This is a genomic window from Streptomyces sp. NPDC004610, assembly GCF_040609715.1.
Lineage (GTDB): Bacteria > Actinomycetota > Actinomycetes > Streptomycetales > Streptomycetaceae > Streptomyces.
This window is the reverse complement of the sequence record NZ_JBEXLA010000001.1, coordinates 289,436-312,303: the sequence shown is the minus strand read 5'-3', so window position 1 is coordinate 312,303 and position 22,868 is coordinate 289,436. Positions and strand designations below refer to the sequence as shown.

Genomic DNA, 22,868 nt, shown 5'->3' with positions numbered 1-22,868 from the left:
CTGTGACGTGTGGCACCATGCAGGCCACCCCCACCGGCACAGCCCTCACAGGAGACACTCCTAGTGCAGCAATCCGCCGTTCCGGAACTGGCCCAGGCCCACGCACAGACCCGTCCCATCCACTGGCTCGCCACCGCGACCGCCCTCGCCGGTGTCGTCGCCCTCTCCTCCGTGGCGCAGCCCGACGCCGCGACCGCCGCCCAGCCCGGCGACCGCGCGCCCCGCTCCGCCCCCGCCGCCGCGCCGCCCTCCACCGAGGGGGTCGCCTTCCCGCTGGACTGCGGCCCGGTGGACGCCGTGGTCGAGCGGACCGTCACCGGCGACCTGGACGGCGACGACCGCCCCGAGACGGTCGCCGTCGTGCACTGCGACGCCGCGATGAGCACACCCCCCGACGGGGTGTACGTCCTCACCCAGGGCGCCGGCACCACCGGGCCCCGGCTCGTCGCCACCCTGGTCGACCCCAAGGACCGCACCACGGTGCAGGACCTCGCGATCCGCGACGGCGCCGTCCGGGCCACCCTGCTCGGCTACTCCGCCTCCGATGTCCCCACCTGCTGCCCGGATGTCACCGAGCACCCGGCCTGGCAGTGGAAGGACGGATCGTTCCTGCGCGGGGAGTCCGCCGAGGCTCGCAGCGTCTGAGACGCACCGGGGGCCGGACCCCGTCCCCTTGACGTCCCCCGGGTCATGAAGTGATCACCATCCGTGATCAAAGTTGTTTGACGGCCCCCGCGCGCGTGCCCCCGATCAAGGTCATAGACCCTGCAAGGGAGCCGCGTACGCCCCCGCCCCGACTCCGCGCGTGAACACTCTGAGTGACCGCGCGCCGAGCGGGATCCGGCGCCCGCCCTCACCCGCGCCCACCGGGATCCGGCCCCCGTCCGCGGCATGTCCCGCCGTCTCCGGAGCGCCCCGTCGCAGGCAGTCCCGCCGTCCGTGCGGGCAACTGCTGCCACCCGCGCAGGGTTTTGACAGCGTTCCACTCGGAACAGGCGGCTTCTGAATAGCGTTGAGTGGGTATCCAGACCGCGTGAGGGAGAGCGCAGGGTGACCGACGACACACCTTGACAGTCTTTGTGATCTAGGGGTTTCAATCGACACCCACCCAGGTAGGGTCTGGAAGCGTCCAGCTCCCCTTGGAGGAGGTGAGGACCGTGGCAGCCCACGACGACGACATGAACCGCGGCATCCGCCCGGGACGCGGGTCCGACGACCCGGCAGGGCAGATTGCCTACCTTGAGCAGGAGATCGCCGTCCTGCGACGCAAGCTCGCCGACTCTCCGCGACACACGAGGATTCTCGAAGAGCGGATCGTCGAGCTGCAGACAAACCTGGCCGGCGTGTCCGCCCAGAACGAGCGACTCGCCAACACCCTGCGCGAGGCCCGCGACCAGATCGTGGCCCTCAAGGAGGAGGTCGACCGGCTCGCCCAGCCACCGGCCGGCTTCGGTGTCTTCCTGCAAGCCAATGAGGACGGCACCGCCGACATCTTCACCGGGGGCCGCAAGCTCCGGGTGAACGTCAGCCCCAGCGTCGAACTCGACGCCATGCGGCGCGGCCAGGAAGTCATGCTCAACGAGGCGCTCAACGTGGTCGAGGCCATGGCGTACGAGCGCGTCGGTGACATCGTCACCCTCAAGGAGATCCTTGAGGACGGCGAGCGCGCCCTGGTCACCGGGCACACCGACGAGGAGCGGGTGGTAAGGCTCGCCGAGCCACTGCTGGACGTCACCATCCGCCCCGGTGACGCCCTGCTCCTCGAACCCCGCTCCGGGTACGTCTACGAGGTCGTGCCCAAGAGCGAGGTCGAGGAACTCGTCCTGGAAGAGGTCCCCGACATCGGCTACGAGGCCATCGGCGGCCTCGGCAACCAGATCGAGGCCATCCGCGACGCGGTCGAGCTGCCGTATCTCTACCCCGACCTGTTCCGGGAGCACGAGCTGCGTCCCCCGAAGGGAGTCCTGCTCTACGGGCCTCCCGGATGCGGCAAGACGCTCATCGCCAAGGCCGTCGCCAACTCGCTGGCCAAGAAGGTCGCCGAGGTCACCGGCCAGGCCGCCGGCAAGAGCTTCTTCCTGAACATCAAGGGCCCCGAACTGCTCAACAAGTACGTGGGCGAGACCGAGCGGCAGATCCGCCTGGTCTTCCAGCGGGCCCGGGAGAAGGCCAGCGAGGGCACCCCCGTCATCGTCTTCTTCGACGAGATGGAGTCCCTCTTCCGCACCCGCGGCTCCGGCGTCAGCTCCGATGTCGAGAACACCATCGTCCCCCAGCTCCTCGCCGAGATCGACGGCGTCGAGGGCCTCCAGAACGTGGTCGTGATCGGTGCCTCCAACCGGGAGGACATGATCGACCCGGCCATCCTGCGCCCCGGCCGCCTCGATGTGAAGATCAAGATCGAGCGACCGGACGCCGAAGCGGCCAAGGACATCTTCGGCAAGTACCTCACGGAGCGCCTCCCGCTGCACGGCGACGACCTCGCCGAACACAGCGGCTCCAAGAGCAGCACGGTCGACAGCATGATCCAGACGGCCGTGGAACACATGTACGCGGAAACCGAGGAGAACCGCTTCCTGGAAGTCACCTACGCCAATGGCGACAAGGAAGTCCTCTACTTCAAGGACTTCAATTCCGGCGCCATGATCGAGAACATCGTGGGCCGCGCCAAGAAAATGGCGATCAAGGACTTCCTGGAGCACAACCAGAAGGGCCTTCGCGTCTCCCATCTCCTCCAGGCATGCGTGGACGAGTTCAAGGAGAACGAGGACCTTCCCAACACCACCAACCCGGACGACTGGGCCCGCATCTCCGGAAAGAAGGGCGAGCGGATCGTCTACATCCGCACCCTGATCACCGGAAAGCAGGGCGCCGACACCGGCCGCTCCATCGACACGGTGGCGAACACCGGACAGTACCTGTAAAAGGCAGGGCGGCTGCGGGTCCCCTCACCGGGTACCCGCAGCCGTCTGTTTTTCGGGCCACGGTTGGAGCAGGCAATGACGCAAATGATCTCCCCGTCAGTGCAAAGCCGTTCTAGGCTCTTCCGTACCGCCGGGTCGCGCAGTGCGGGGACGGGCACCGCACGGGCACCGGAGCACCAGCGGTACGTGAGCGGCCCCCACGACCGAGGGTGCCGCCGGGCAAGGAGGGCCGCATGACCGTACGGCGAGTAATGGGCATCGAGACGGAGTACGGGATCTCCGTCCCCGGCCACCCCAATGCCAATGCCATGCTCACCTCGTCCCAGATCGTGAACGCCTACGCAGCCGCGATGCACCGGGCCCGCCGGGCCCGCTGGGACTTCGAGGAGGAGAACCCGCTGCGCGACGCCCGCGGCTTCGACCTCGCCCGCGAGTCCGCCGACGCCAGCCAGCTCACCGACGAGGACATCGGCCTCGCCAACGTCATCCTCACCAATGGGGCCCGGCTCTACGTCGACCACGCCCACCCCGAGTACAGCGCCCCCGAGGTCACCAATCCCCGCGACGCCGTGCTGTGGGACAAGGCGGGCGAGCGCATCATGGCCGAGGCCGCCGAGCGCGCCGCCCAGCTCCCCGGCGCCCAGCCCATCCACCTCTACAAGAACAACACCGACAACAAGGGCGCCTCCTACGGCACGCACGAGAACTATCTGATGAAGCGGGAGACCCCCTTCTCGGACATCGTGCGCCACCTCACGCCCTTCTTCGTCTCCCGCCAGGTCTTCACCGGCGCCGGCCGCGTCGGCATCGGCCAGGACGGCCACGACCACGGCTTCCAGCTCAGCCAGCGGGCCGACTACTTCGAGGTCGAGGTCGGTCTGGAGACCACCCTCAAGCGGCCCATCATCAACACCCGCGACGAGCCCCACGCCGACGCCGAGAAGTACCGCCGGCTCCATGTGATCATCGGCGACGCCAACCTCTCCGAGATCTCCACCTACCTCAAGCTGGGCACCACCGCGCTGGTCCTGTCCATGATCGAGGACGGCTTCATCGCCGTGGACCTCGCCGTCGACCAGCCCGTGCGCACGCTCCACCAGGTCTCCCACGACCCCACCCTCAAGCGCCTGGTCACCCTCCGCAGCGGACGCACCCTGACCGCCGTACAGCTCCAGATGGAGTACTACGAGCTGGCCCGGAAGTATGTCGAGGAGCGGTACGGGGCGGACGCCGACGACCAGACCAAGGACGTCCTCACCCGCTGGGAGGACACCCTCAACCGTCTGGAGCACGACCCCATGAGTCTCTCCGGCGAGCTGGACTGGGTCGCCAAGCGGGAACTCATGGAGGGCTACCGGCGCCGCGACGGCCTCGACTGGGACGCCGCCCGCCTCCATCTGGTCGACCTCCAGTACGCCGACGTACGCCCCGAGAAGGGCCTCTACAACCGTCTCGTGGCCCGGGGGCGCATCAAGCGGCTGTTGGACGAGTCCGAGGTCGAGCGGGCCAAGAGCAAGCCCCCCGAGGACACCCGCGCCTACTTCCGAGGGCGCTGCCTGGAGCAGTACGCCGACGATGTGGCCGCCGCCTCCTGGGACTCCGTGATCTTCGATCTCCCGGGCCGGGACTCCCTCCAGCGGGTCCCAACCCTCGAACCGCTTCGCGGAACGCGTAATCACGTCAAGGAGCTGCTCGACCGCTGCCGGACCGCGGAAGACCTGGTCAGGGTGCTTTCCGGCGGCTGACGAAGCCCCTGGGCGGACTGGTCCGGCCGGGCGTGCCGGGTGGAAATCCCCGCGCCCGGGAATCATCGAGGTGGTCCCCGTACGTTGGAAGAACTGCGGGGCCGTTGTCAGACCCGGCGAGTAGGGTCTGATCATGACCGATCGGCAGCAATGCCGAACATGTCGGGCGAACCGAGCGGGGTGAGGGTGATGGCTACCAAGGACACCGGCGGCGGACAGCAGAAGGCGACACGCTCCACGGAGGAGGTCGACGAGCAGGCAGCGGACACACAGGCTGCCGAGGACCTCAAGGAGCGCCAGGAGAAGCTGAGCGACGATGTGGACTCCGTCCTCGACGAGATCGACGATGTCTTGGAGGAGAACGCAGAGGACTTCGTGCGCTCATTCGTTCAGAAGGGTGGGCAGTAAAGGCTTCTCGCCTTCGGATCGAAGGTCTCGGGGGAGTGATGGCGTGATCGAAGGCCCCAGTGACGAAGGGCTGCCCGCGGCGCGCAGGTCAGGTGCCGTGGGCAGCCCCGTCCGCTCCGGGCGCGGCGCCGCGCGATCCCCGGGATCCGCGCGAAGGGCCCCCGCCGTTCATGTGGATCACCGCCACAAGACGGGTAGGGTCCGTGGCGTACTGTGCTTCAACTGCAATTCGGCCATCGGCAAGTTGGGAGACGATCCCGACGCGGTCCGTCGGGCTGCCGCCTATCTGGAAGGAACCCCGTGGAAGCCAACACTCGTAGCACCGGGCGTCTACCGGCTGCCTTCCTGACACCCGGGTCGGCCTCGTTCGTGGACTTTCTCTCGGACCACCAGCCCGAGCTGCTGCCGGGCGGGCGGTCGCTGCCCCCCGTCAAGGGCGCGATCGAGGCGCCGCACGGCACCACCATCGTGGCCGTGACCTTCCCCGGCGGAGTGGTGCTGGCCGGCGACCGGCGGGCCACGATGGGGAATGTGATCGCCCAGCGGGACATCGAGAAGGTGTTCCCGGCCGACGAGTACTCGGCGGTCGGCATCGCCGGCACGGCGGGTCTGGCCGTGGAGATGGTCAAGCTCTTCCAACTGGAGCTGGAGCACTTCGAGAAGGTCGAGGGCGCCCAGCTGTCCCTGGAGGGCAAGGCGAACCGGCTGTCCACGATGATCCGCTCCAACCTCGGCATGGCGATGCAGGGCCTGGCCGTGGTGCCCCTGTTCGCCGGGTTCGACGTGGACCGCGGCAAGGGCCGGATCTTCTCCTACGACGTCACCGGCGGCCGTTCCGAGGAGCAGGGCTACGCGTCCACCGGTTCCGGCTCGATCTTCGCGCGGGGCGCGATGAAGAAGCTGTTCCGCGAGGACCTCACCGAGGAGCAGGCGACCACCCTGGTGGTCCAGGCCCTGTACGACGCGGCCGACGACGACTCGGCGACCGGCGGTCCCGATGTCGCCCGCCGGATCTACCCGATCGTCACGGTGATCACCGACGACGGTTTCCGCCGGCTGACCGAGGACGAGTCCTCGGTGATCGCCCGGTCGGTGCTGGAGCGCCGCCTGGAGCAGCCCGACGGCCCGCGGGCCGCGCTGCTCTAGCGGCCCCGCCTCTTGTGTCCAGGTGATCGAGTGACTTCCACAGAAAGGGACGGATAACCGGTGTCGACGCCGTTCTATGTCTCACCCCAGCAGGCCATGGCCGACCGGGCGGAATACGCCCGCAAGGGCATCGCCCGGGGCCGCAGCCTGGTGGTGCTCCAGTACGCCGACGGAATCGTCTTCGTCGGCGAGAACCCGTCCCGCGCGCTGCACAAGTTCAGCGAGATCTACGACCGGATCGGCTTCGCCGCGGCCGGCAAGTACAACGAGTACGAGAACCTCCGCATCGGCGGTGTGCGCTACGCCGATCTGCGCGGCTACACCTACGACCGCGACGATGTCACGGCCCGCGGCCTGGCCAACGTCTACGCCCAGACGCTGGGCACGATCTTCTCCAGCACGGCGGAGAAGCCCTACGAGGTCGAGCTGGTGGTCGCGGAGGTCGGGGAGACGCCCGACGGCGACCAGATCTACCGGCTGCCGCACGACGGGTCGATCGTCGACGAGCACGGCTCGGTGGCGGTCGGCGGCAACGCCGAGCTGATCAGCACCTACCTCGATCAGCGGCACGAGGACGGGATGACCCTGTCCGAGGCGCTGAAGCTGGCCGTCCAGGCCCTGTCCCGGGAGTCGAACGGCACCCAGCGGGAGATCCCGGCCGAGCGTCTTGAGGTGGCGGTGCTGGACCGGACGCGTCCCCAGCAGCGCAAGTTCAAGCGGATCACCGGCGGCCAGCTGTCCCGGCTGCTGGAGAACGGCGCGGCGGCGGAGAGCGCGGCGACCGGCGACGACGACGAGGGGTCGTCCGGCCCGGAGGCGGCCGGCTCCGGCGACGAGTGACCCACAGTTTCACCGCTCTGCTGTGCCCCGGTCCGCTGCGGCCGGGGCACAGTTGTGTGCGGCGGGGCCTCAGGCGCCCCCGGGCGGCGCCGTGGAGGCCCGGACCACCAGCTCGACGGGGATGTCCCCGCCGTCCGGCTCGCGGCCGTCCAGGACGGCCAGCAGGGCCCGCATCCCGTGTTCGCCGAAGCGTTCGGCGTCCAGGCGGACGGTGGTGAGTTCCGGGTCCAGGGCGGTGGCGAGGGCGAGGTCGTCCAGGCCCGTGACGGACAGGTCGTCGGGGATGGCCAGGCCGAGGCGGCGGGCGGCCTTGTAGACCCCGGCCGCGAGCTTGTCGTCGTCGCAGACCACCGCGGTGGGGCGGGGGCCGGGCTCGGTGAGGGCCGCGAGAGCGGCGTCGCGGGCGGCGTCGATGTCGATCGGGGCGCGGGCGGTGCGGACGGTGGCGCCGGGGACACCGGCCAGCCGGGCGGCGAGTTCGCGGGCGCGGACGTCGAAGGTCCAGGAGGGGATGTCGGCCGCCAGATGCAGCACGCGGCGGTGGCCGAGGCCGGTGAGATGGTCGGTGAGCTGGCGGACGCCGTCGGCGATGTCGAGGTTGACGGTGGCGGCGCCGAGGCTGCCGTCGGGGTCGCTGTCGAGCATCACCAGGGGCAGCTGGTCGCCCCGGATGGCGCTGAGGGCGTCGGCGGCCATGGAGGAGGCGAGGACGCCGTCCAGGGCGGCCTGCGCGGAGGCGAAGGGGTCGCGGGCCGGGCCGATGCCCTCCGGGGAGGGGTAGAGGACCACCCCGAAGCCATGGCGGGCGGCCACCCGGGCGGCGCCGGTGTAGACCCCGGCGAAGAACTCGGTGGTGAGGGCGGGGACGACGAGCAGGACCGTGCGGGTGCGGCCGAGGCGGAGATTGCGGGCGGCGAGGTTGGGCCGGTAGCCCAGCTCGCGGGCGGCCTCGCGGACCCGCCGGGCGGTGGGCTCGGAGACCCGGCCGCGCCACTTGTCGCCGAGGACCAGGGAGACGGCGGCCTGGGAGACCCCGGCGGCCTGGGCGACGTCCCGGCTGGTGGGGCGGGTACCGCCGGGTGTGCTGCCGTGTGCCACCGTGCGCCAGCTCCTTCCCCGGGACGACGTCCTGTGGACGTCCGGACAGCGCACATGGTACGTATGACGGCGGACGTTATACGTAACACTTGGGCCGAAAGGGCGGGCGCGATGGCCACGGGGTACCTGGAGATCCTCCGGACGAGACACGCCGCCCGGCTGCTCGCCGGGACGCTGGTGGGGCGGCTCCCGAACGCCACCGCGGCCATCGCGATCGTGCTGTTCGTCCGCGCCGAGGGCGGTTCCTACAGCCTGGCGGGCGGACTGGCGGCGGCCTACGGCGTGGCGAACGCGGTGGGGCAGCCGCTGCTGGGCCGGCTGGTGGATCTGCACGGACAGCCCCGGGTGCAATTGCCCGCCGCGCTGGCCTCGGCGCTCGCCATGGCGGTGTTCGCGTTCACCGGGATCGGCCCGCTGCCGGTGGCGTACGCGGCGGTGGCCGCGGCCGGGCTGCTCACCCCGCCCCTGGAGGGCGGTCTGCGGGCCCTGTGGCCCTCCGTGCTGCGCAAGGAGGGGCAGCTCCACACGGCGTACGCGATGGACGCGGTGGCGCAGGAGGTGATGTTCACCGTCGGGCCGCTGCTGGTGACGCTCTGCGTGTCGCTGTGGTCGGCGCAGGCCGCGCTGCTGGTGCTGAACGTGGTGGGGGTGCTGGGCGCGCTGTCGGTGGTGGTGTCGGGGCCCTCGCGCGCGTGGCGGTCGGCACCGAGGGAGGCGCACTGGCTGGGCGCCCTGCGCTCGCGCGGACTGCTGGCCCTGCTGGCGGCGTTCCTGTTCGTGGGGGTGGCGCTGGGGTCCATCACGGTCGCGGCGGTGTCCTACGCGGACAGCCGGGGCGGCGACGTGGTGTACGGGTGGCTGATGGCGGGGCTCGGCCTGGGCGCGCTGATCGGCGGGGCGGTCTACGGGGCGCGGCACTGGAGCGGCGTGCCCGAGCGGCGGCTGCGGGTGCTGGTGGCGCTGCTGGCGCTCTGCTACCTGCCGCTGCTGCTGATACCGGGGCCGGTCGGGATGACGGCGCTCACCGGGGTGGCGGGGGTGTTCCTGGCACCGGCCATCGCCTGTGCGTTCGTGATCGTGGACCGGCACGCGCCGGCCGGGACGGTCACCGAGGCGTTCTCCTGGTTCGTGACGACGTTCACGGTGGGAGCCTCGGTCGGGACCGGGGTCGCGGGGCCGGTCGTGGAGGCGGGCGGAGCGGTGTGGGGGTTCGCGGTGGCGCCGGTGGCGGGGGCGGTGTCCCTGCTGGTCCTGCTGGCCACCGGACGGGTCCTCGCAGCTCCCGTGCGCGAGGCCGTGATCGCCGCCGCATCCGAAAATGATCAGAACCGGACCGTCGAACCCCGTTTCAGTTCTGGTGAACGGGCGTAATGTTCAGTCATGGACCGCCGCATTTTCGGGCTGGAGAACGAGTACGGCGTCACGTGCACGTTCAGGGGACAGCGGCGCCTGTCTCCTGACGAGGTGGCGCGGTACCTCTTCCGCCGTGTCGTGTCATGGGGCCGTAGCAGCAATGTCTTTCTGCGCAACGGCGCCCGGCTCTATCTGGACGTCGGATCACATCCGGAATACGCGACACCCGAATGTGACAACGTGACCGAACTGGTGACCCACGACAAGGCCGGCGAGCGCATTCTCGAAGGTCTGCTGGTGGACGCGGAACGACGCCTGCACGAGGAAGGAATCGCGGGCGACGTCTACCTCTTCAAGAACAACACCGACTCCGCCGGAAACTCCTACGGCTGCCACGAGAACTATCTGGTGGCCCGGCACGGGGAGTTCTCGCGGCTCGCCGACATTCTGATTCCGTTCCTGGTGACCAGGCAGTTGCTGTGCGGTGCGGGCAAGGTGCTCCAGACCCCGCGCGGCGCCGTCTACTGCGTCAGCCAGCGTGCCGAGCACATCTGGGAAGGCGTCTCGTCCGCGACGACCCGTTCCCGCCCCATCATCAACACCCGCGACGAACCGCACGCGGACGCCGAGCGCTACCGGCGGCTGCATGTGATCGTCGGCGACTCCAACATGTCCGAGACGACGATGCTGCTGAAGGTCGGCGCCACCGATCTGGTGCTGCGCATGATCGAGGCGGGCACCGTGATGCGGGACCTCACCCTGGAGAACCCGATCCGGGCGATCCGCGAGGTGAGCCATGACATCACCGGCCGCCGCAAGGTGCGCCTCGCCAGCGGCCGGGAGGCGTCCGCGCTGGAGGTGCAGCGCGAGTACTACGAGAAGGCCGTCGACTTCGTGGAGCGCCGCGGCATCCGCACCGGCACCGTGGAACAGGTGCTGGAGCTGTGGGGCCGTACCCTCGACGCGATCGAGGCCGAGGACCTGGACCGGATCGGTACCGAGATCGACTGGGTGATGAAGTACAAGCTCATCGAGCGGTACCGGGCCAAGAACAACATGACGATGTCGCATCCGCGCGTGGCGCAGATAGACCTCGCCTACCACGACATCCACCGCCGCAGGGGTCTGTACTACCTGCTGGAGCGCAAGGGCCAGGCCGCGCGGATCTGCAACGACCTGAAGATCTTCGAGGGCAAGTCGGTGCCGCCCCAGACCACGCGCGCCCGGCTGCGCGGTGACTTCATCCGGCGGGCGCAGGAGCAGCGCCGGGACTTCACCGTCGACTGGGTGCACCTCAAGCTCAACGACCAGGCGCAGCGCACCGTGTTGTGCAAGGACCCGTTCCGCTCGGTGGACGACCGGGTGGAGAAACTCATCGCCGGAATGTGAGCCACCGGCGACAGCCATCCAGGAGCCCCACTCAGGAGCCCCATTCAGCAGCCCACTCAGAAGAGCCACCGAGGAGAGCCACCGAGGTGAGTCACCCGTTCCGGAAGATCGCCGGAACGCCACACGGGCGCCGTACGTTCTCTCGTACGGCGCCCTTCTCACGCCGTAGAGTTGCGCGCACGCCCACCACAAGATCGATCGATTACGAGGCCCCCACCGTGCGCCGACGCTCCGTTCTCATCGCCGTACCCGCCGGCCTGGCGACCCTCGCCGCCTGCGGGGACGACGGATCCGACTCCGGCAACGCCAGCTCCTCGGCGTCCCCGTCCGCGTCGGACAGCTCCGCGCCGCCGCCGCCGAAGATCGTGGACGGCCCGCTCCCGGCCATCACGGCGGGCACGAAGTTCGACGAGAAGCCGACCGTCGCCAAGGGCACCGGTGAGCCGTCGGACCAGCTCGCGGTGAAGACGGTCATCGCGGGCGGCGGCACCACGGTCGCGGAGAACGACTACATCCAGGCGAACTACCTGGGCCAGATCTGGGACACCGCCAAGGTCTTCGACAACTCCTACGACCGGGGCACCCCGCTGCTGATCCAGCTCGCCGCGGGCTCCATCATCGACGGCTGGCGCTACGCCCTGGCGGGCAAGAAGGCCGGCAGCCGGGTCGAGATGGCCGTCCCGCCGACCTGGGGGTACGGCACGCAGGGCAATGAGCAGGCCGGTATCAAGGGCACCGACACCCTGGTGTTCGTGGTGGACATCCAGTCCGCGTTCAACTCCAAGAGCTCCGCCAAGGGCACCGATGTGGCCCAGGACAACGCGGACCTGCCCAAGGTCGGCACCAACACCGACGGCAAGGCCCCGACGATCACGGTCCCGAAGACGGACCCGCCCAAGGACCTGGTGGCGAACTACGTGATCGAGGGCGACGGCGCCGAGGTGGCCGCCGAGAGCACGGTCCTGGTGCAGTACCAGGGGGTGCTGTGGGACACCGGCAAGGAGTTCGACTCCAGCTACAGCCGCTCCGCGCTGACCTCCTTCTCCCTCCAGCAGGTCGTCCCCGGCTGGGCGCAGGGCCTCACCGGCAAGAAGGTCGGCAGCCGCGTCCTGATCGTCATCCCGCCCGCGCTGGGGTACGGGGACCAGCCGCCGGAGGGCAGCGGCATCTCCAAGGACTCGACCCTGGTCTTCTCGGTGGACATCCTCGCCAAGATGTGAGCGGTGCGACGGATGTGACGCACCTCCCGGTCCCCTCCGTGCCCGCGCCCCGGCTCCGCCGAGGTGAAACACTGGGCACGTTGCACTATCCGTAGAACACGCAGGAGCGAGACGTGAGCATCGACAAGCCCGAGGTGGACTTCCCGGGCGGCGAGCCCCCGAAGGACCTTGAGATCAAGGACATCTGGGAGGGCGACGGCCCGGCGGCGAAGGCGGGCGACACCGTCGCCGTGCACTACGTGGGTGTGGCCTTCTCCAGCGGCGAGGAGTTCGACGCCTCCTGGAACCGCGGCACGCCGCTGCGCTTCCAGCTCGGTGTCGGCCAGGTCATCAGCGGCTGGGACCAGGGTGTGCAGGGCATGAAGGTCGGCGGTCGCCGCCAGCTGGTCATCCCGCCGCACCTGGCGTACGGCGACCGTGGCGCGGGCGGCCGGATCGGGCCGGGCGAGACCCTGATCTTCGTCTGCGACCTCGTCGCGGTCTGAGTCCGCCCGGACAGCGACCGGAGAGCGTCCGGACAGCGCTCGCACAGCGTCCGGACAGCGACCGACCGGGGCCCATGCCCGACCGGGCATGGGCCCTCGGCTTTGGTGACCGCCCCGCGGACCGGTACGGTCATCGGTCTAAGCACCATACGGAAGGCGAAGGGCGTCGATGGCCATTGCCAAGGCCGAGCGGCTGATGAATCTCGCGCTGTGTCTGCTCGGGACCCGGCGCCCGCTCAGCAAGCGTGAGCTTCGGGAGTCCATCGAGGCCTATCTCGAAGCCGGCAGCGACGACTCCTTCAACCGTATGTTCGAGCGCGACAAGGACGATCTGCGCGAACTCGGCCTGGTCATCGAGACCGTGGAGAACCTGGACGCCGAGGTCGGCTATCTCGCCCGCCGGGACAGCAACCGGCTGCCGCCCATCACCCTCGACGCCGAGGAGGCCGCCGCCCTCGGCCTCGCCGCCAAGGTGTGGCAGCAGGCCCGGCTGGCCGGTGCCGCCAGCGGCGCCCTCCAGAAACTGCGCGCCGCGGGCCTGCCCGAGGACGTCGACCCGTACGAGGCCCATGGTGCCCTCGAACCCCGGATCCCGGTGCACGAGGCCGCGTTCGAGCCGCTGATGCTGGCCTGCCGCGACCGCCGCCCGGTCGCCTTCGAGTACCGCAAGGCCACCGCCGCCCACCCCGAGACCCGGACCGTCGAACCCTGGGCGCTGGAGTGCTGGCGCGGCCACTGGTATCTCGCCGGCTTCGACCGCGACCGGTCCGCCGAGCGGGTCTTCCGGCTGTCGCGGATCACCGGCCGGGTCCGCTCGCGCGCCGGGCGGTACACCGCGCCGGTCCCCGATGTGGTCACCGTCCGGGAGACGGTCGCCGGGTGGGCCGGGGAGAGCGCCGACCGCAGCGCCCGGATCCGGCTGCGCACCGGCTCCGGTTACCCCTTGCGGGCGAAGGCCACCGCCGTCCGGGAACTCGGCGACGGCTGGGACGAGTTGGAGGTTCCGTACGGCCATGGCCTGGACGCCTGGCTGGTGGAGTTCGGGCCGGATGTGGTGGTCCTGGAACCGGCGGAGCTGCGGGCCGACGTGGTCGACCGGCTGCGTGCCGTGGCCAAGGACTGAGGGGGAGCGGACGAGGAAGTGGGGACAGTGGCCGGCAAACCGATCAGGCCCGTGAACGCCATCGACCAGACACGGCGGATGCTCTCCCTGGTGACCTATCTGCGGGAGCGGCCCGGCGCGCGCATCGAGGACGTGGCGCGCGCCTTCGGCATCACCGAGGACGAACTGGTCTCGGACCTCGATGTGCTGCCCATGTGCGGGACCAGCTTCCGCGGCGGTGACCTCCTCGACATCGACACCGACGGCGAGCGCATCTGGTGGCACAACCCCGACGACGTGGCCGAGCCGCTGCGGCTGGCCGCCGACGAGGCGACCGCGCTGCTGGTCGCCGCCCGCGCGGTGGCCACCCTGCCCGGACTGCGCGAGGGCGACCGGCAGGCGCTGCTGCGGGCCACCGCCAAGGTGGAGACGGCCGCCGGGGAGACCGCCGGGGCCAGCTCCCGGCTGTCGGTGACGTTCGAGTCCGAGGGCGGGGTCTTCGCCGATGTGGACCGGGCGATCTCCGAGCGGCGCCGGCTGTGGATCCGCTACTACTCACCGGCCCGTGATGAGCTGACCGAGCGCGAGATCGACCCGATCCGCCTGGTCAGCGTCGGGCACACCTATGTCGAGGCGTGGTGCCGCCGCTCCGAGGCCCGGCGCACCTTCCGGCTGGACCGGGTCGCCGAGATCCGGGTCCTGGACGAGCCGTCCGCGCCGCCCGAGGTCGAGCTGCGGGATCTGTCGGAGGGGCTGGTCCAGCCCGCCGCCGAGGACCCGGAGGTGGTGGTGGAGGTCGGCCCCGGCGGACGCTGGGTCGCCGAGTACTACCCCCACGACAGCGCCGATGAACTGCCGGACGGCGGTCTGCGTATCACCCTGCGCACCCCCGACCCGGCCTCCCTCAGACGCCTGGCGCTGCGGCTGGGCGCCGACGGCCGGATCGTGGCCCCCGCCGAGCTGGCCACCAGCGCCCGCCGGGCCGCCCGTCAGGCCCTGGAGGCGTACGACGACATCGAGGCGCCCGGGACCCCCGGCGGGCGGGACTGAGCACCGGCGCATCGGGAGCCCCGCCGCCGGGCAGGGTGTACGGGGCCGCCGCGGTAGGCGCGCGCTCCGGGGCGAGGGAGACGGTGACGCCCCACGCCTGGACGTACGGATGGACGGACGACTGGCGGACCCCGGCAGCCACCGGAACCTGCCGGGGGTGCCCGGCGGGTCCCGGACGAACGACCGAGGGATTCCAAGCGAGACCGAGGGAAGAGGAGCAGGCGCTGTGAGCGAGTCGATACCGTCCGGTGCGGTGGGCATGACGGTCGCCGCCGCGTTCGCCGGGATGCGGAATGTGGCCCCCGTGATGTTCCGGGCGGGCTGCCCGGACTGCCGGGGCCGGTTCGAGCTGGCCGCGAACGCGCTGCGACTGGCGATAGGCGGCAGCAGCCGCACCACGTTCTACTCCTTCACCTGCCCGGACTGCGGCACCCTGGTCCGCAAACCGGCCGGTGAGCGGATCGTGCAACTGCTCGTCGGGGGCGGCGTGCGCACCCTCAGACTCCAGGCGACGAGCTGACGGTCCCGGACGGTCGCCAGTGGTCGCCGACGGTCTAGGCTCGGGCCATGTTCTGGCCGATGTTCGCGGTAGTGGTGGGTTTTGTCGGGATCGCGGTGCTCGGGGTGCTCGCCGTGCGGGTGTTCCTGGCGGCGCAGGGCCTCGGCCGGCAGGTCACGGAGTCGGCCGCGCGGATCAGCCGGGCCGCCGAGGAGCTGGAACGGGCCTCGGTGAGCACCGCGCGATCTGTCGATTCACTGTGAATCCTGCGCCGGGTACCGGGGCCTCCGGGCCGGGAATCCCGGTGCGTGCCTGCCGTGCCGCACGCGATATGGGCCGCTTCGCCCTGTCACCAGGGCGTATCCGGCAGGTACGCTGCTGATCGCGGCCCGGAGACGAGGCGCGGACCGCGGACCGGGAGTAAGGAGTATGCACAGGGATTGCTTCGCGTTCACCCCTGAGCGTTACGATCGCTGACGTACGGCTGATCGGACGGATGTCCGACCGGCTGGTCAGCACCCCACCCAGCCGCCTCGGTGAGAAGGTAAAGACTTATGTTCGGAAGGCTCGGAGCCCCCGAGATCATTCTCATCCTCGTCGTCATCATCCTGCTGTTCGGCGCGAAGAAGCTTCCGGACATGGCCCGTTCGCTCGGCAAGTCCGCGCGCATCCTCAAGAGCGAGGCCAAGGCCATGAAGGACGACGGCACCAAGACCGCCGCTCCCGCCGACCCGCCGAAGACGGACGAGCAGGCCCCGGCCCAGCGCATCATCCAGGCGTCGCCCGGCGATGTGACCAGTTCCCGCCCGGTCACCGAGCCGACCGACTCCACCAAGCGCTGACCGAGGGCCGGTGACCTCCGGCCCGCCGCACGAGATGGGAACGTGGGTTGCTGAAGTCTGCCCGCAAGACGGAGAAGGATCCCGAGGGGCGGATGCCCCTCGCGGAACATCTTCGCGAGCTACGCAACCGGCTCGCGAAGGCGCTGCTGGGCATCGTCGCCGTCACCGTTGTTGCCGCGTTCTTCTACTACGACATCATCAACATCATCACCCGGCCGATCCTGGACTCGGTGGGCTGCGAGCAGTCCTTCGAGGAACTGTCCCGGTCGACGGAAGACCCCTGCGCGCAGATCACCGTCAGTGGTCTGCTGATGCCTTTCACACTGGCGCTGAAGGTGTCGTTGACGGCCGGTATAGTCCTCGCCTCCCCGGTCTGGCTCTACCAGTTGTGGGCGTTCGTCGCGCCGGGTCTGCACCGGCATGAGAAGAAGTACGCCTACTGGTTCGTCGGTATGGGAGCCCCGCTGTTCCTCGGCGGCGCGTACTTCGCCTACCAGGTGCTGCCGACGACGGCCGAGGTACTGATCGGGTTCACTCCCGACGGCACGCTCAACCTGCTTCCGCTGGACGATCTGCTGGACATCGTGATCCGGATGGTCGTGGTCTTCGGAGTCTCCTTCGAGCTTCCGCTCCTGCTGATCATGCTCAACCTCACCGGAGTGCTGACCGGTCGGCGGATGCTCAGCTGGTGGCGGGCCATGATCATGGGCATCACCCTGTTCGCGGCCCTGGCGACGCCGAGCACGGACCCGCTGACGATGATCATGCTGGCCGGGCCGATCTGGGTGCTCTACTTCGGAGCGGTGGCCTTCTCCCTGGTCAACGACCGGCGCCGACGCCGCCGGGAGGCCGCGGGCCCGGCCGACGACGAGGCGTCCGACCTGGACCTCACGCCGGAGCGCATCGACGAGGTCGAGACGGTCTCGGCAAGCCGAGCCGTGCCGGAGCAGACCGGCCGGGACCGGGTGAACGGTTATGACGACGTGACCTGAGGGCCGCCCCGGTCCTCGTAGGGTCAGCTGGATGACCAGCGAGATCACCCTCTTCGTCAACCCCACCGCGGGTCGCGGCCGGGGCGCCCGCGCGGCGCGGCCGGCCGCTTCCGCGTTGCGGGACGCCGGATTCTCGGTGCGGACGGTGCTCGGGACGGACCCCGCCGACGCGCTCGCCCGCGCCCGCGCGGCCGTCGGGGGCGGCACCGGAGCCCTGGTCGCCGTCGGCGGGGACGGGATGGCGCACCTCGCCCTCCAGGCCGTGGCCGGCACCCGCACCCCGCTCGCCCTGGTCGCCGTCGGCACCGGCAACGACCTCGCCCGCGCCCTCGGTCTGCCGGTGCGCGACCCGGCCGCCGCCGGGCGGCTGATCGCCCGGAGCCTCAAGGCCGGGCGGGTGCGGGACATCGACCTGGGCCGGGTGGGGGAGCGCTGGTTCGGCACCGTCCTCGCCACCGGCTTCGACTCCCGGGTCAACGACCGCGGCAACCGCATGCGCCGGCCCGCCGGGCGCCTCAAGTACGACCTGGCGATGATCGCCGAACTCGCCGCGTTCCGCCCGCTGCCGTACCGGATCACCCTCGACGGCGGGGCCGTGCGCGAGATCGAGGCCACTCTCGTCGCGATCGGCAACGGGTCCTCGTACGGCGGTGGGATGCGGATCTGTCCCGGCGCGGATCTGACCGACGGGCTGTTCGACATCACCGTCGTCGGGGATTGCAGCCGCGCCACCCTGGTCCGGGTGTTCCCGCGGGTCTACCGGGGCACCCATGTCGGCCATCCCAAGGTCGCCGTGGTGCGGGCCGCGGCCGTGGAGATCGCCTCCGAGGGGCTCACCGGGTACGCCGACGGGGAGCCGCTCGGGCCGCTGCCGCTGAGCGTGACCTGTGTGCCCGGGGCGGTCCGGGTCGTCGGGCCCTGAGCCCCGGGCACTGCCGTCACCTGCCTGGTCAACGCCCCGATCGGGATAATGATCGTCCTGTTGTCAGTGCGGCCCGGTACGCTCGAAAGCACGATGACAGAGGACCTCTCACCTGCCGAGCGCTACGCGGCGGCCCGCAGGCGCGCTGTGGAGCAGGGCACCGCGCTCGCGTCCTTCCGCGAGATGTACGACTTCGGGCTCGACCCCTTCCAGATCGAAGCCTGTGAGGCGCTGGAGTCCGGCAAGGGCGTGCTGGTCGCCGCGCCCACCGGCTCCGGCAAGACGATCGTGGGCGAGTTCGCCGTCCACCTCGCCCTCACCCAGGGCCGCAAGTGTTTCTACACGACGCCGATCAAGGCGCTCTCCAACCAGAAGTACAACGACCTCTGCCGCCGCTACGGCAGCGAGCAGGTCGGTCTGCTCACCGGCGACAACAGCGTCAACTCCGACGCCCCGGTGGTCGTGATGACCACCGAGGTGCTGCGGAACATGCTGTACGCGGGCTCGCAGACCCTGCTGGGCCTCGGGCATGTGGTCATGGACGAGGTGCACTACCTCTCCGACCGCTTCCGCGGCGCCGTCTGGGAGGAAGTGATCATCCATCTCCCCGAGTCGGTGACACTGGTGTCACTCTCGGCCACGGTCTCCAACGCCGAGGAGTTCGGCGACTGGCTCGACACCGTCCGCGGTGACACCGAGGTGATCGTCTCCGAGCACCGGCCGGTGCCGCTGTTCCAGCATGTGCTGGCCGGGCGGCGGATGTACGACCTCTTCGAGGAGGGCGAGGGCCACCGCAAGGCCGTCAACCCCGATCTGACGCGGATGGCGCGGATGGAGGCCAGCCGCCCCAGCTACCAGGACCGCCGACGCGGACGCGCCATGCGCGAGGCCGACCGTGAGCGCGAGCGCCGCCAGCGCACCCGGATCTGGACGCCCGGCCGCCCCGAGGTCATCGAGCGGCTCGACGCCGAGGGCCTGCTGCCCGCCATCACCTTCATCTTCAGCCGCGCCGCCTGCGAGGCCGCCGTCCAGCAGTGTCTGCACGCCGGGCTCAGACTCAACGACGACGAGGCCCGCGCCGAGGTCCGCGCCCTGGTCGAGGAGCGCACGGCCGCCATCCCCACCGAGGATCTGCACGTCCTCGGCTACTACGAATGGCTGGAGGGCCTGGAGCGCGGCATCGCCGCCCACCACGCGGGCATGCTGCCCACCTTCAAGGAGGTCGTGGAGGAGCTGTTCGTCCGGGGCCTGGTCAAGGCCGTCTTCGCCACCGAGACCCTCGCCCTCGGCATCAACATGCCCGCCCGCTCCGTCGTCCTGGAAAAACTCGTCAAGTGGAACGGCGAGCAGCACGCCGACATCACCCCCGGCGAGTACACCCAGCTCACCGGCCGCGCGGGCCGCCGGGGCATCGACGTCGAGGGCCATGCCGTGGTGCTCTGGCAGCGCGGGATGAACCCCGACCACCTCGCCGGACTCGCCGGGACCCGCACCTATCCGCTGCGCTCCAGCTTCAAGCCGTCGTACAACATGGCGGTCAACCTGGTCGAGCAGTTCGGGCGGCACCGGTCGCGGGAGCTGCTGGAGACCTCGTTCGCGCAGTTCCAGGCCGACCGGTCGGTGGTCGGGATCTCCCGGCAGGTGCAGCGCAACGAGGAAGGGCTCGACGGCTACAAGGCGTCCATGACCTGCCACCTCGGCGACTTCGAGGAGTACGCGCGGCTGCGCCGGGAGCTGAAGGACCGCGAGACCGAGCTGGCCCGGCAGGGCGTCGCCCAGCGGCGCGCCGAGGCCGCGGTCGCCCTGGAGCGGCTCAAGCCCGGCGATGTCATCCATGTGCCGACCGGGAAGTACGCGGGCCTCGCCCTGGTGCTGGACCCGGGACTCCCCGCCGGCCGCTCCAACGGGCACCGGGGCTTCGAGGCGCACGACGGGCCCCGCCCCCTGGTGCTCACCGCCGAGCGGCAGGTCAAGCGGCTCGCCGCGATCGACTTCCCGGTGCCGGTCGAGGCGCTGGAGCGGATGCGCATCCCCAAGTCCTTCAACCCGCGCTCACCGCAGTCCCGCCGCGATCTCGCCTCCGCGCTGCGCACCAAGGCCGGGCACATCCCCGCCGAGCGGCACCGCAAGCAGCGCTCCCAGGCCGCCGACGACCGGGAGATCGCCCGGCTGCGGGCCGCCCTGCGCGCCCACCCCTGCCATGGGTGCACCGACCGGGAGGACCACGCCCGGTGGGCCGAGCGCTACCACCGGCTGCTGCGGGACACCTCGCAGCTGGAGCGGCGGATCGAGGGCCGCACCAACACCATCGCCCGCACCTTCGACCGGATCGTTGCCCTCCTCACCGAGCTGGACTATCTCCGCGAGGACGAGGTCACCGAGCATGGCAAGCGGCTCGCCCGGCTCTACGGCGAGCTGGATCTGCTGGCCAGCGAATGTCTGCGGGCCGGGGTCTGGGAGGGGCTGGCTCCCGCGGAACTTGCGGCGTGTGCGTCGGCGTTGGTGTACGAGGCGCGGGCCGCGGACGACGCGATGGCACCCAAGGTGCCGTCCGGGAAGGCCAAGGCCGCGCTCGGGGAGATGGTGCGGATCTGGGGGCGGCTGGACGCGCTGGAGGAGGACTTCCGGATCAATCAGACCGAGGGCGTCGGGCAGCGTGAGCCGGACCTCGGGTTCGCCTGGGCGGCGTACGAGTGGGCTTCCGGGAAGGGGCTCGACGAGGTGCTGCGGGAGGCGGAGATGCCGGCGGGGGATTTTGTGCGGTGGTGCAAGCAGGTGATCGATGTGCTGGGGCAGGTCGCGGCGGCGGCGCCGGCCGGGTCGACGGTGGGGAAGGCTGCGCGTAAGGCGGTTGATGGGTTGTTGCGGGGGGTTGTGGCGTACTCGTCGGTGGGGTGACGTGTCGGGCGGCGGGGTGCGGGTTGTCTGTGGCTGGTCGCGCAGTTCCCCACGCCCCTGAAGGGGGCTGCTCCTTCGCGTGGTTGGTGGGTGCGGGGCGGTGGGGGGCTGGTCGCGCAGTTCTCCCCCAGAGGGGGTGCCCCCACCCCCAGAGGGGGTACCCCCAGCGCCCCTTGGCAGCGTGGGTCATCCGGACGGTTCGTGGGTGCGGGTGGGTTGTGGCTGGTCGCGCAGTTCCTCCCCCAGAGGGGGTACCCCCAGCGCCCCTAAAAGCCTTGTCTCTCCTCGGCGTTCAGGAATGCTCGCCAGCCGCCGTGTTCCGTGATGTCCTCCGCGTCTGTCAAGGCTGAGGGTTCGCAGAGGAAGCCTGGGGTGTGGGTGCCGTCCGAGAGTTCGATCCTGCCCAGGGTCATCGGGTGGGGGAGGGTTGTCAGCAGGTGGCCCAGGGACGCTGCCGGGAGGTGCCAGATCTCGGTTTCCACCGGCGCGCCGGTCTGTTCGCCCACGTACACCAGGCCCGGTTTCGGTGGGGTCGTGCGCAGGGCGTGCAGGCGGTAGACGGGGGCCGTGGTCGTCGTGTGGGAGAGATGGGCGCCCAGGGAGAGGAGTTGGGGGTTGAGGGGCTGGCCCGTCAGATGGGCGCCCACCACCGCCACCCGGGTCCTCGGTTCCAGTAGGCGGGCCACGGCTGTCAGGCGGTCGTCGGTGAACGCCGGGCCGATCAGCATCACGCCGAACGGCAGGCCGTTCACCTCGGCCGCGGGGACCGCGACCGCGGCCAGGTCGAAGAGGTTGGTGGAGTTGGTGAAGCGGCCCAGCCGGGCGTTGGCGCCGAGCGGGTCCGCCGCCACCTCGGCGAGGGTGGGGTGACCCGGGGTCGTGGGGAGCAGCAGGGCGTCCGTGTCGGCGAGTTCGGTGCGGGCGCGGGTGCGGAGGGTCTCCAGATGGGCCTGGTCGGTGAAGAGGCGGTGGGCCGGGATGTCCCGGGCGCCGCTGATGATCGCGGCGACGGTGGGGTCGAGGTCGGTGGCCCCGGCAGACAGGGATGTGTCGACAAAGGCGCCCACCGCCGTGTAGCGCTCGGCCACGAAGGCGCCCTCGTACAGCATCGCCGCCGCTTCCGTGAACGGTGACAGGTCGATGGTGCGGATCTCGGCGCCTGCGTCGGCCAGACGGTCCACCGTCGCCTCGTACGCCTGTGCCCAGCCCTCGTCCAGGGGGCCGAGTTGTTCGGGTGGGGGGACCGCGATCCGCCAGGGGCCCGGCGGGCGTGGGGGGAGCGGGGGGAGCGGACGGGCGGGTGGGGAGGCGAGATACGACAGGGCCGTCTCCGCTTCCGGGAGGGTGCGGGCGAAGACCGTGACACAGTCCAGCGTCGCGCAGGCCGGGACCACGCCCTCCGCCGGGACCAGGCCCCGGGTCGGCTTCAGGCCGACGATGCCGTTGAAGGCGGCCGGGACCCGGCCCGAGCCCGCCGTGTCCGTACCGAGGGCGAGATCGGCGATCCCCAGGGCCACCGCCACCGCGGAACCCGAGCTGGAACCCCCCGACACCCGCGCCGGATCGATCGCGTTCCGGACCGGACCGTAGGGCGAGCGCGTCCCCACCAGGCCCGTCGCGAACTGGTCCAGATTGGTGGTCCCGAGGACCAGCGCGCCCGCCGCTCGCAGTCGGGCCACCGCCGGGGCGTCGGCCTTCGGCCGGTAGGCGTACGAGGGGCAGCCGGCCGTCGTCGGCAGGCCCGCCACATCGATATTGCCCTTGACGGCCAGCAGCCGCCCCGCGAGGGGGAGGCGGTCACCGGCGGCGACGCGGGCGTCCAGCGCGCGGGCCTCCGCCTCCGCCTCGGCGCGCGGGCGCAGATCGATCCAGATCTCCGGGCGGTCGACGGCCGCGATCCGCTCGTACGCGGCACGGACCCGGTCGAGGACGACCGTGGACGGGGATGTCATGGG

At 70.7% G+C, this 22,868-nt stretch carries 20 protein-coding genes and 1 pseudogene; 19 read left to right on the top strand and 2 right to left on the bottom strand.

Annotated features, from left to right (window positions below; all coding sequences use genetic code 11):
* Positions 1-63: 63 nt before the first annotated feature.
* From ABZX40_RS01365 to prcA, 7 genes and pseudogenes are all read left to right on the top strand, one after another.
* The gene (locus tag ABZX40_RS01365; RefSeq protein WP_355745634.1) at positions 64-645 is read left to right on the top strand and encodes a hypothetical protein; all 582 of its coding nucleotides are present in this window, start codon (positions 64-66) and stop codon (positions 643-645) included.
* Positions 646-1,157: 512 nt separating this feature from the next.
* Entirely contained in the window at positions 1,158-2,924 is a 1,767-nt protein-coding gene (arc, locus tag ABZX40_RS01360; protein WP_355745631.1) for a proteasome ATPase, read from the top strand.
* Positions 2,925-3,157: 233 nt separating this feature from the next.
* Positions 3,158-4,669, top strand: coding sequence for a depupylase/deamidase Dop (dop, locus tag ABZX40_RS01355; protein WP_355745628.1), 1,512 nt, complete (start codon positions 3,158-3,160; stop codon positions 4,667-4,669).
* A gap of 189 nt (positions 4,670-4,858) precedes the next feature.
* Positions 4,859-5,077 (top strand): ubiquitin-like protein Pup, encoded by a 219-nt coding sequence (locus ABZX40_RS01350; RefSeq protein WP_355745625.1) that lies wholly within the window; start codon positions 4,859-4,861, stop codon positions 5,075-5,077.
* 154 nt (positions 5,078-5,231) lie between these two features.
* A pseudogene (locus ABZX40_RS01345) lies at positions 5,232-5,426 on the top strand (endonuclease VII domain-containing protein); the annotation flags it as partial.
* Positions 5,378-6,223, top strand: a complete 846-nt coding sequence (gene prcB / locus ABZX40_RS01340; protein WP_355745622.1) for a proteasome subunit beta — start codon at positions 5,378-5,380, stop codon at positions 6,221-6,223. The pseudogene ABZX40_RS01345 and the gene prcB, both read left to right, overlap by 49 nt.
* Before the next feature lie 60 nt (positions 6,224-6,283).
* Complete coding sequence (gene prcA / locus ABZX40_RS01335; RefSeq protein ID WP_355745619.1) at positions 6,284-7,063, top strand: proteasome subunit alpha; 780 nt, start codon at positions 6,284-6,286, stop codon at positions 7,061-7,063.
* 69 nt (positions 7,064-7,132) lie between these two features.
* Here prcA and ABZX40_RS01330 read toward each other — a convergent pair whose 3' ends face one another.
* Positions 7,133-8,161, bottom strand: a complete 1,029-nt coding sequence (locus ABZX40_RS01330; RefSeq protein ID WP_355745616.1) for a LacI family DNA-binding transcriptional regulator — start codon at positions 8,159-8,161, stop codon at positions 7,133-7,135.
* A gap of 111 nt (positions 8,162-8,272) precedes the next feature.
* Between ABZX40_RS01330 and ABZX40_RS01325 the strand changes: the two genes are divergently transcribed.
* The 12 genes from ABZX40_RS01325 to ABZX40_RS01270 all read left to right on the top strand — a co-directional run bounded on the left by ABZX40_RS01325 (position 8,273) and on the right by ABZX40_RS01270 (position 20,913).
* Positions 8,273-9,532 (top strand): MFS transporter, encoded by a 1,260-nt coding sequence (locus tag ABZX40_RS01325; RefSeq protein ID WP_355745613.1) that lies wholly within the window; start codon positions 8,273-8,275, stop codon positions 9,530-9,532.
* A gap of 9 nt (positions 9,533-9,541) precedes the next feature.
* Positions 9,542-10,903 carry a Pup--protein ligase gene (gene pafA / locus ABZX40_RS01320; protein ID WP_135334215.1) on the top strand — a complete coding sequence of 454 codons (1,362 nt, stop codon included), beginning with the start codon at positions 9,542-9,544 and terminating at the stop codon, positions 10,901-10,903.
* A gap of 218 nt (positions 10,904-11,121) precedes the next feature.
* Positions 11,122-12,123, top strand: coding sequence for an FKBP-type peptidyl-prolyl cis-trans isomerase (locus ABZX40_RS01315; RefSeq protein ID WP_355745610.1), 1,002 nt, complete (start codon positions 11,122-11,124; stop codon positions 12,121-12,123).
* 113 nt (positions 12,124-12,236) lie between these two features.
* A complete protein-coding gene (locus ABZX40_RS01310) occupies positions 12,237-12,608 on the top strand; it encodes an FKBP-type peptidyl-prolyl cis-trans isomerase (protein ID WP_355745607.1) in 372 nt (123 codons plus the stop codon).
* A gap of 169 nt (positions 12,609-12,777) precedes the next feature.
* Positions 12,778-13,731 carry a WYL domain-containing protein gene (locus ABZX40_RS01305; RefSeq protein WP_355745604.1) on the top strand — a complete coding sequence of 318 codons (954 nt, stop codon included), beginning with the start codon at positions 12,778-12,780 and terminating at the stop codon, positions 13,729-13,731.
* 27 nt (positions 13,732-13,758) lie between these two features.
* Positions 13,759-14,760 carry a WYL domain-containing protein gene (locus ABZX40_RS01300; RefSeq protein WP_356008897.1) on the top strand — a complete coding sequence of 334 codons (1,002 nt, stop codon included), beginning with the start codon at positions 13,759-13,761 and terminating at the stop codon, positions 14,758-14,760.
* 226 nt (positions 14,761-14,986) lie between these two features.
* A complete protein-coding gene (locus ABZX40_RS01295) occupies positions 14,987-15,280 on the top strand; it encodes a hypothetical protein (protein ID WP_355732745.1) in 294 nt (97 codons plus the stop codon).
* A gap of 47 nt (positions 15,281-15,327) precedes the next feature.
* Positions 15,328-15,522 carry a hypothetical protein gene (locus ABZX40_RS01290; RefSeq protein WP_355732748.1) on the top strand — a complete coding sequence of 65 codons (195 nt, stop codon included), beginning with the start codon at positions 15,328-15,330 and terminating at the stop codon, positions 15,520-15,522.
* 291 nt (positions 15,523-15,813) lie between these two features.
* Entirely contained in the window at positions 15,814-16,101 is a 288-nt protein-coding gene (gene tatA, locus ABZX40_RS01285) for a Sec-independent protein translocase subunit TatA (protein WP_355732751.1), read from the top strand.
* Between the two features lie 47 nt (positions 16,102-16,148).
* Positions 16,149-17,093 (top strand): twin-arginine translocase subunit TatC, encoded by a 945-nt coding sequence (gene tatC / locus ABZX40_RS01280; RefSeq protein WP_355732753.1) that lies wholly within the window; start codon positions 16,149-16,151, stop codon positions 17,091-17,093.
* 31 nt (positions 17,094-17,124) lie between these two features.
* Complete coding sequence (locus ABZX40_RS01275) at positions 17,125-18,015, top strand: diacylglycerol kinase (RefSeq protein WP_355732756.1); 891 nt, start codon at positions 17,125-17,127, stop codon at positions 18,013-18,015.
* A gap of 48 nt (positions 18,016-18,063) precedes the next feature.
* On the top strand, positions 18,064-20,913 hold the full coding sequence (locus ABZX40_RS01270) for a DEAD/DEAH box helicase (RefSeq protein ID WP_355732759.1): 2,850 nt from the start codon (positions 18,064-18,066) through the stop codon (positions 20,911-20,913).
* 266 nt (positions 20,914-21,179) lie between these two features.
* On the opposite strand, the gene atzF is transcribed toward ABZX40_RS01270, so the two are convergent.
* Positions 21,180-22,865 (bottom strand): allophanate hydrolase, encoded by a 1,686-nt coding sequence (atzF, locus tag ABZX40_RS01265; RefSeq protein WP_355732762.1) that lies wholly within the window; start codon positions 22,863-22,865, stop codon positions 21,180-21,182.
* Between the last annotated feature and the right edge of the window lie 3 nt (positions 22,866-22,868).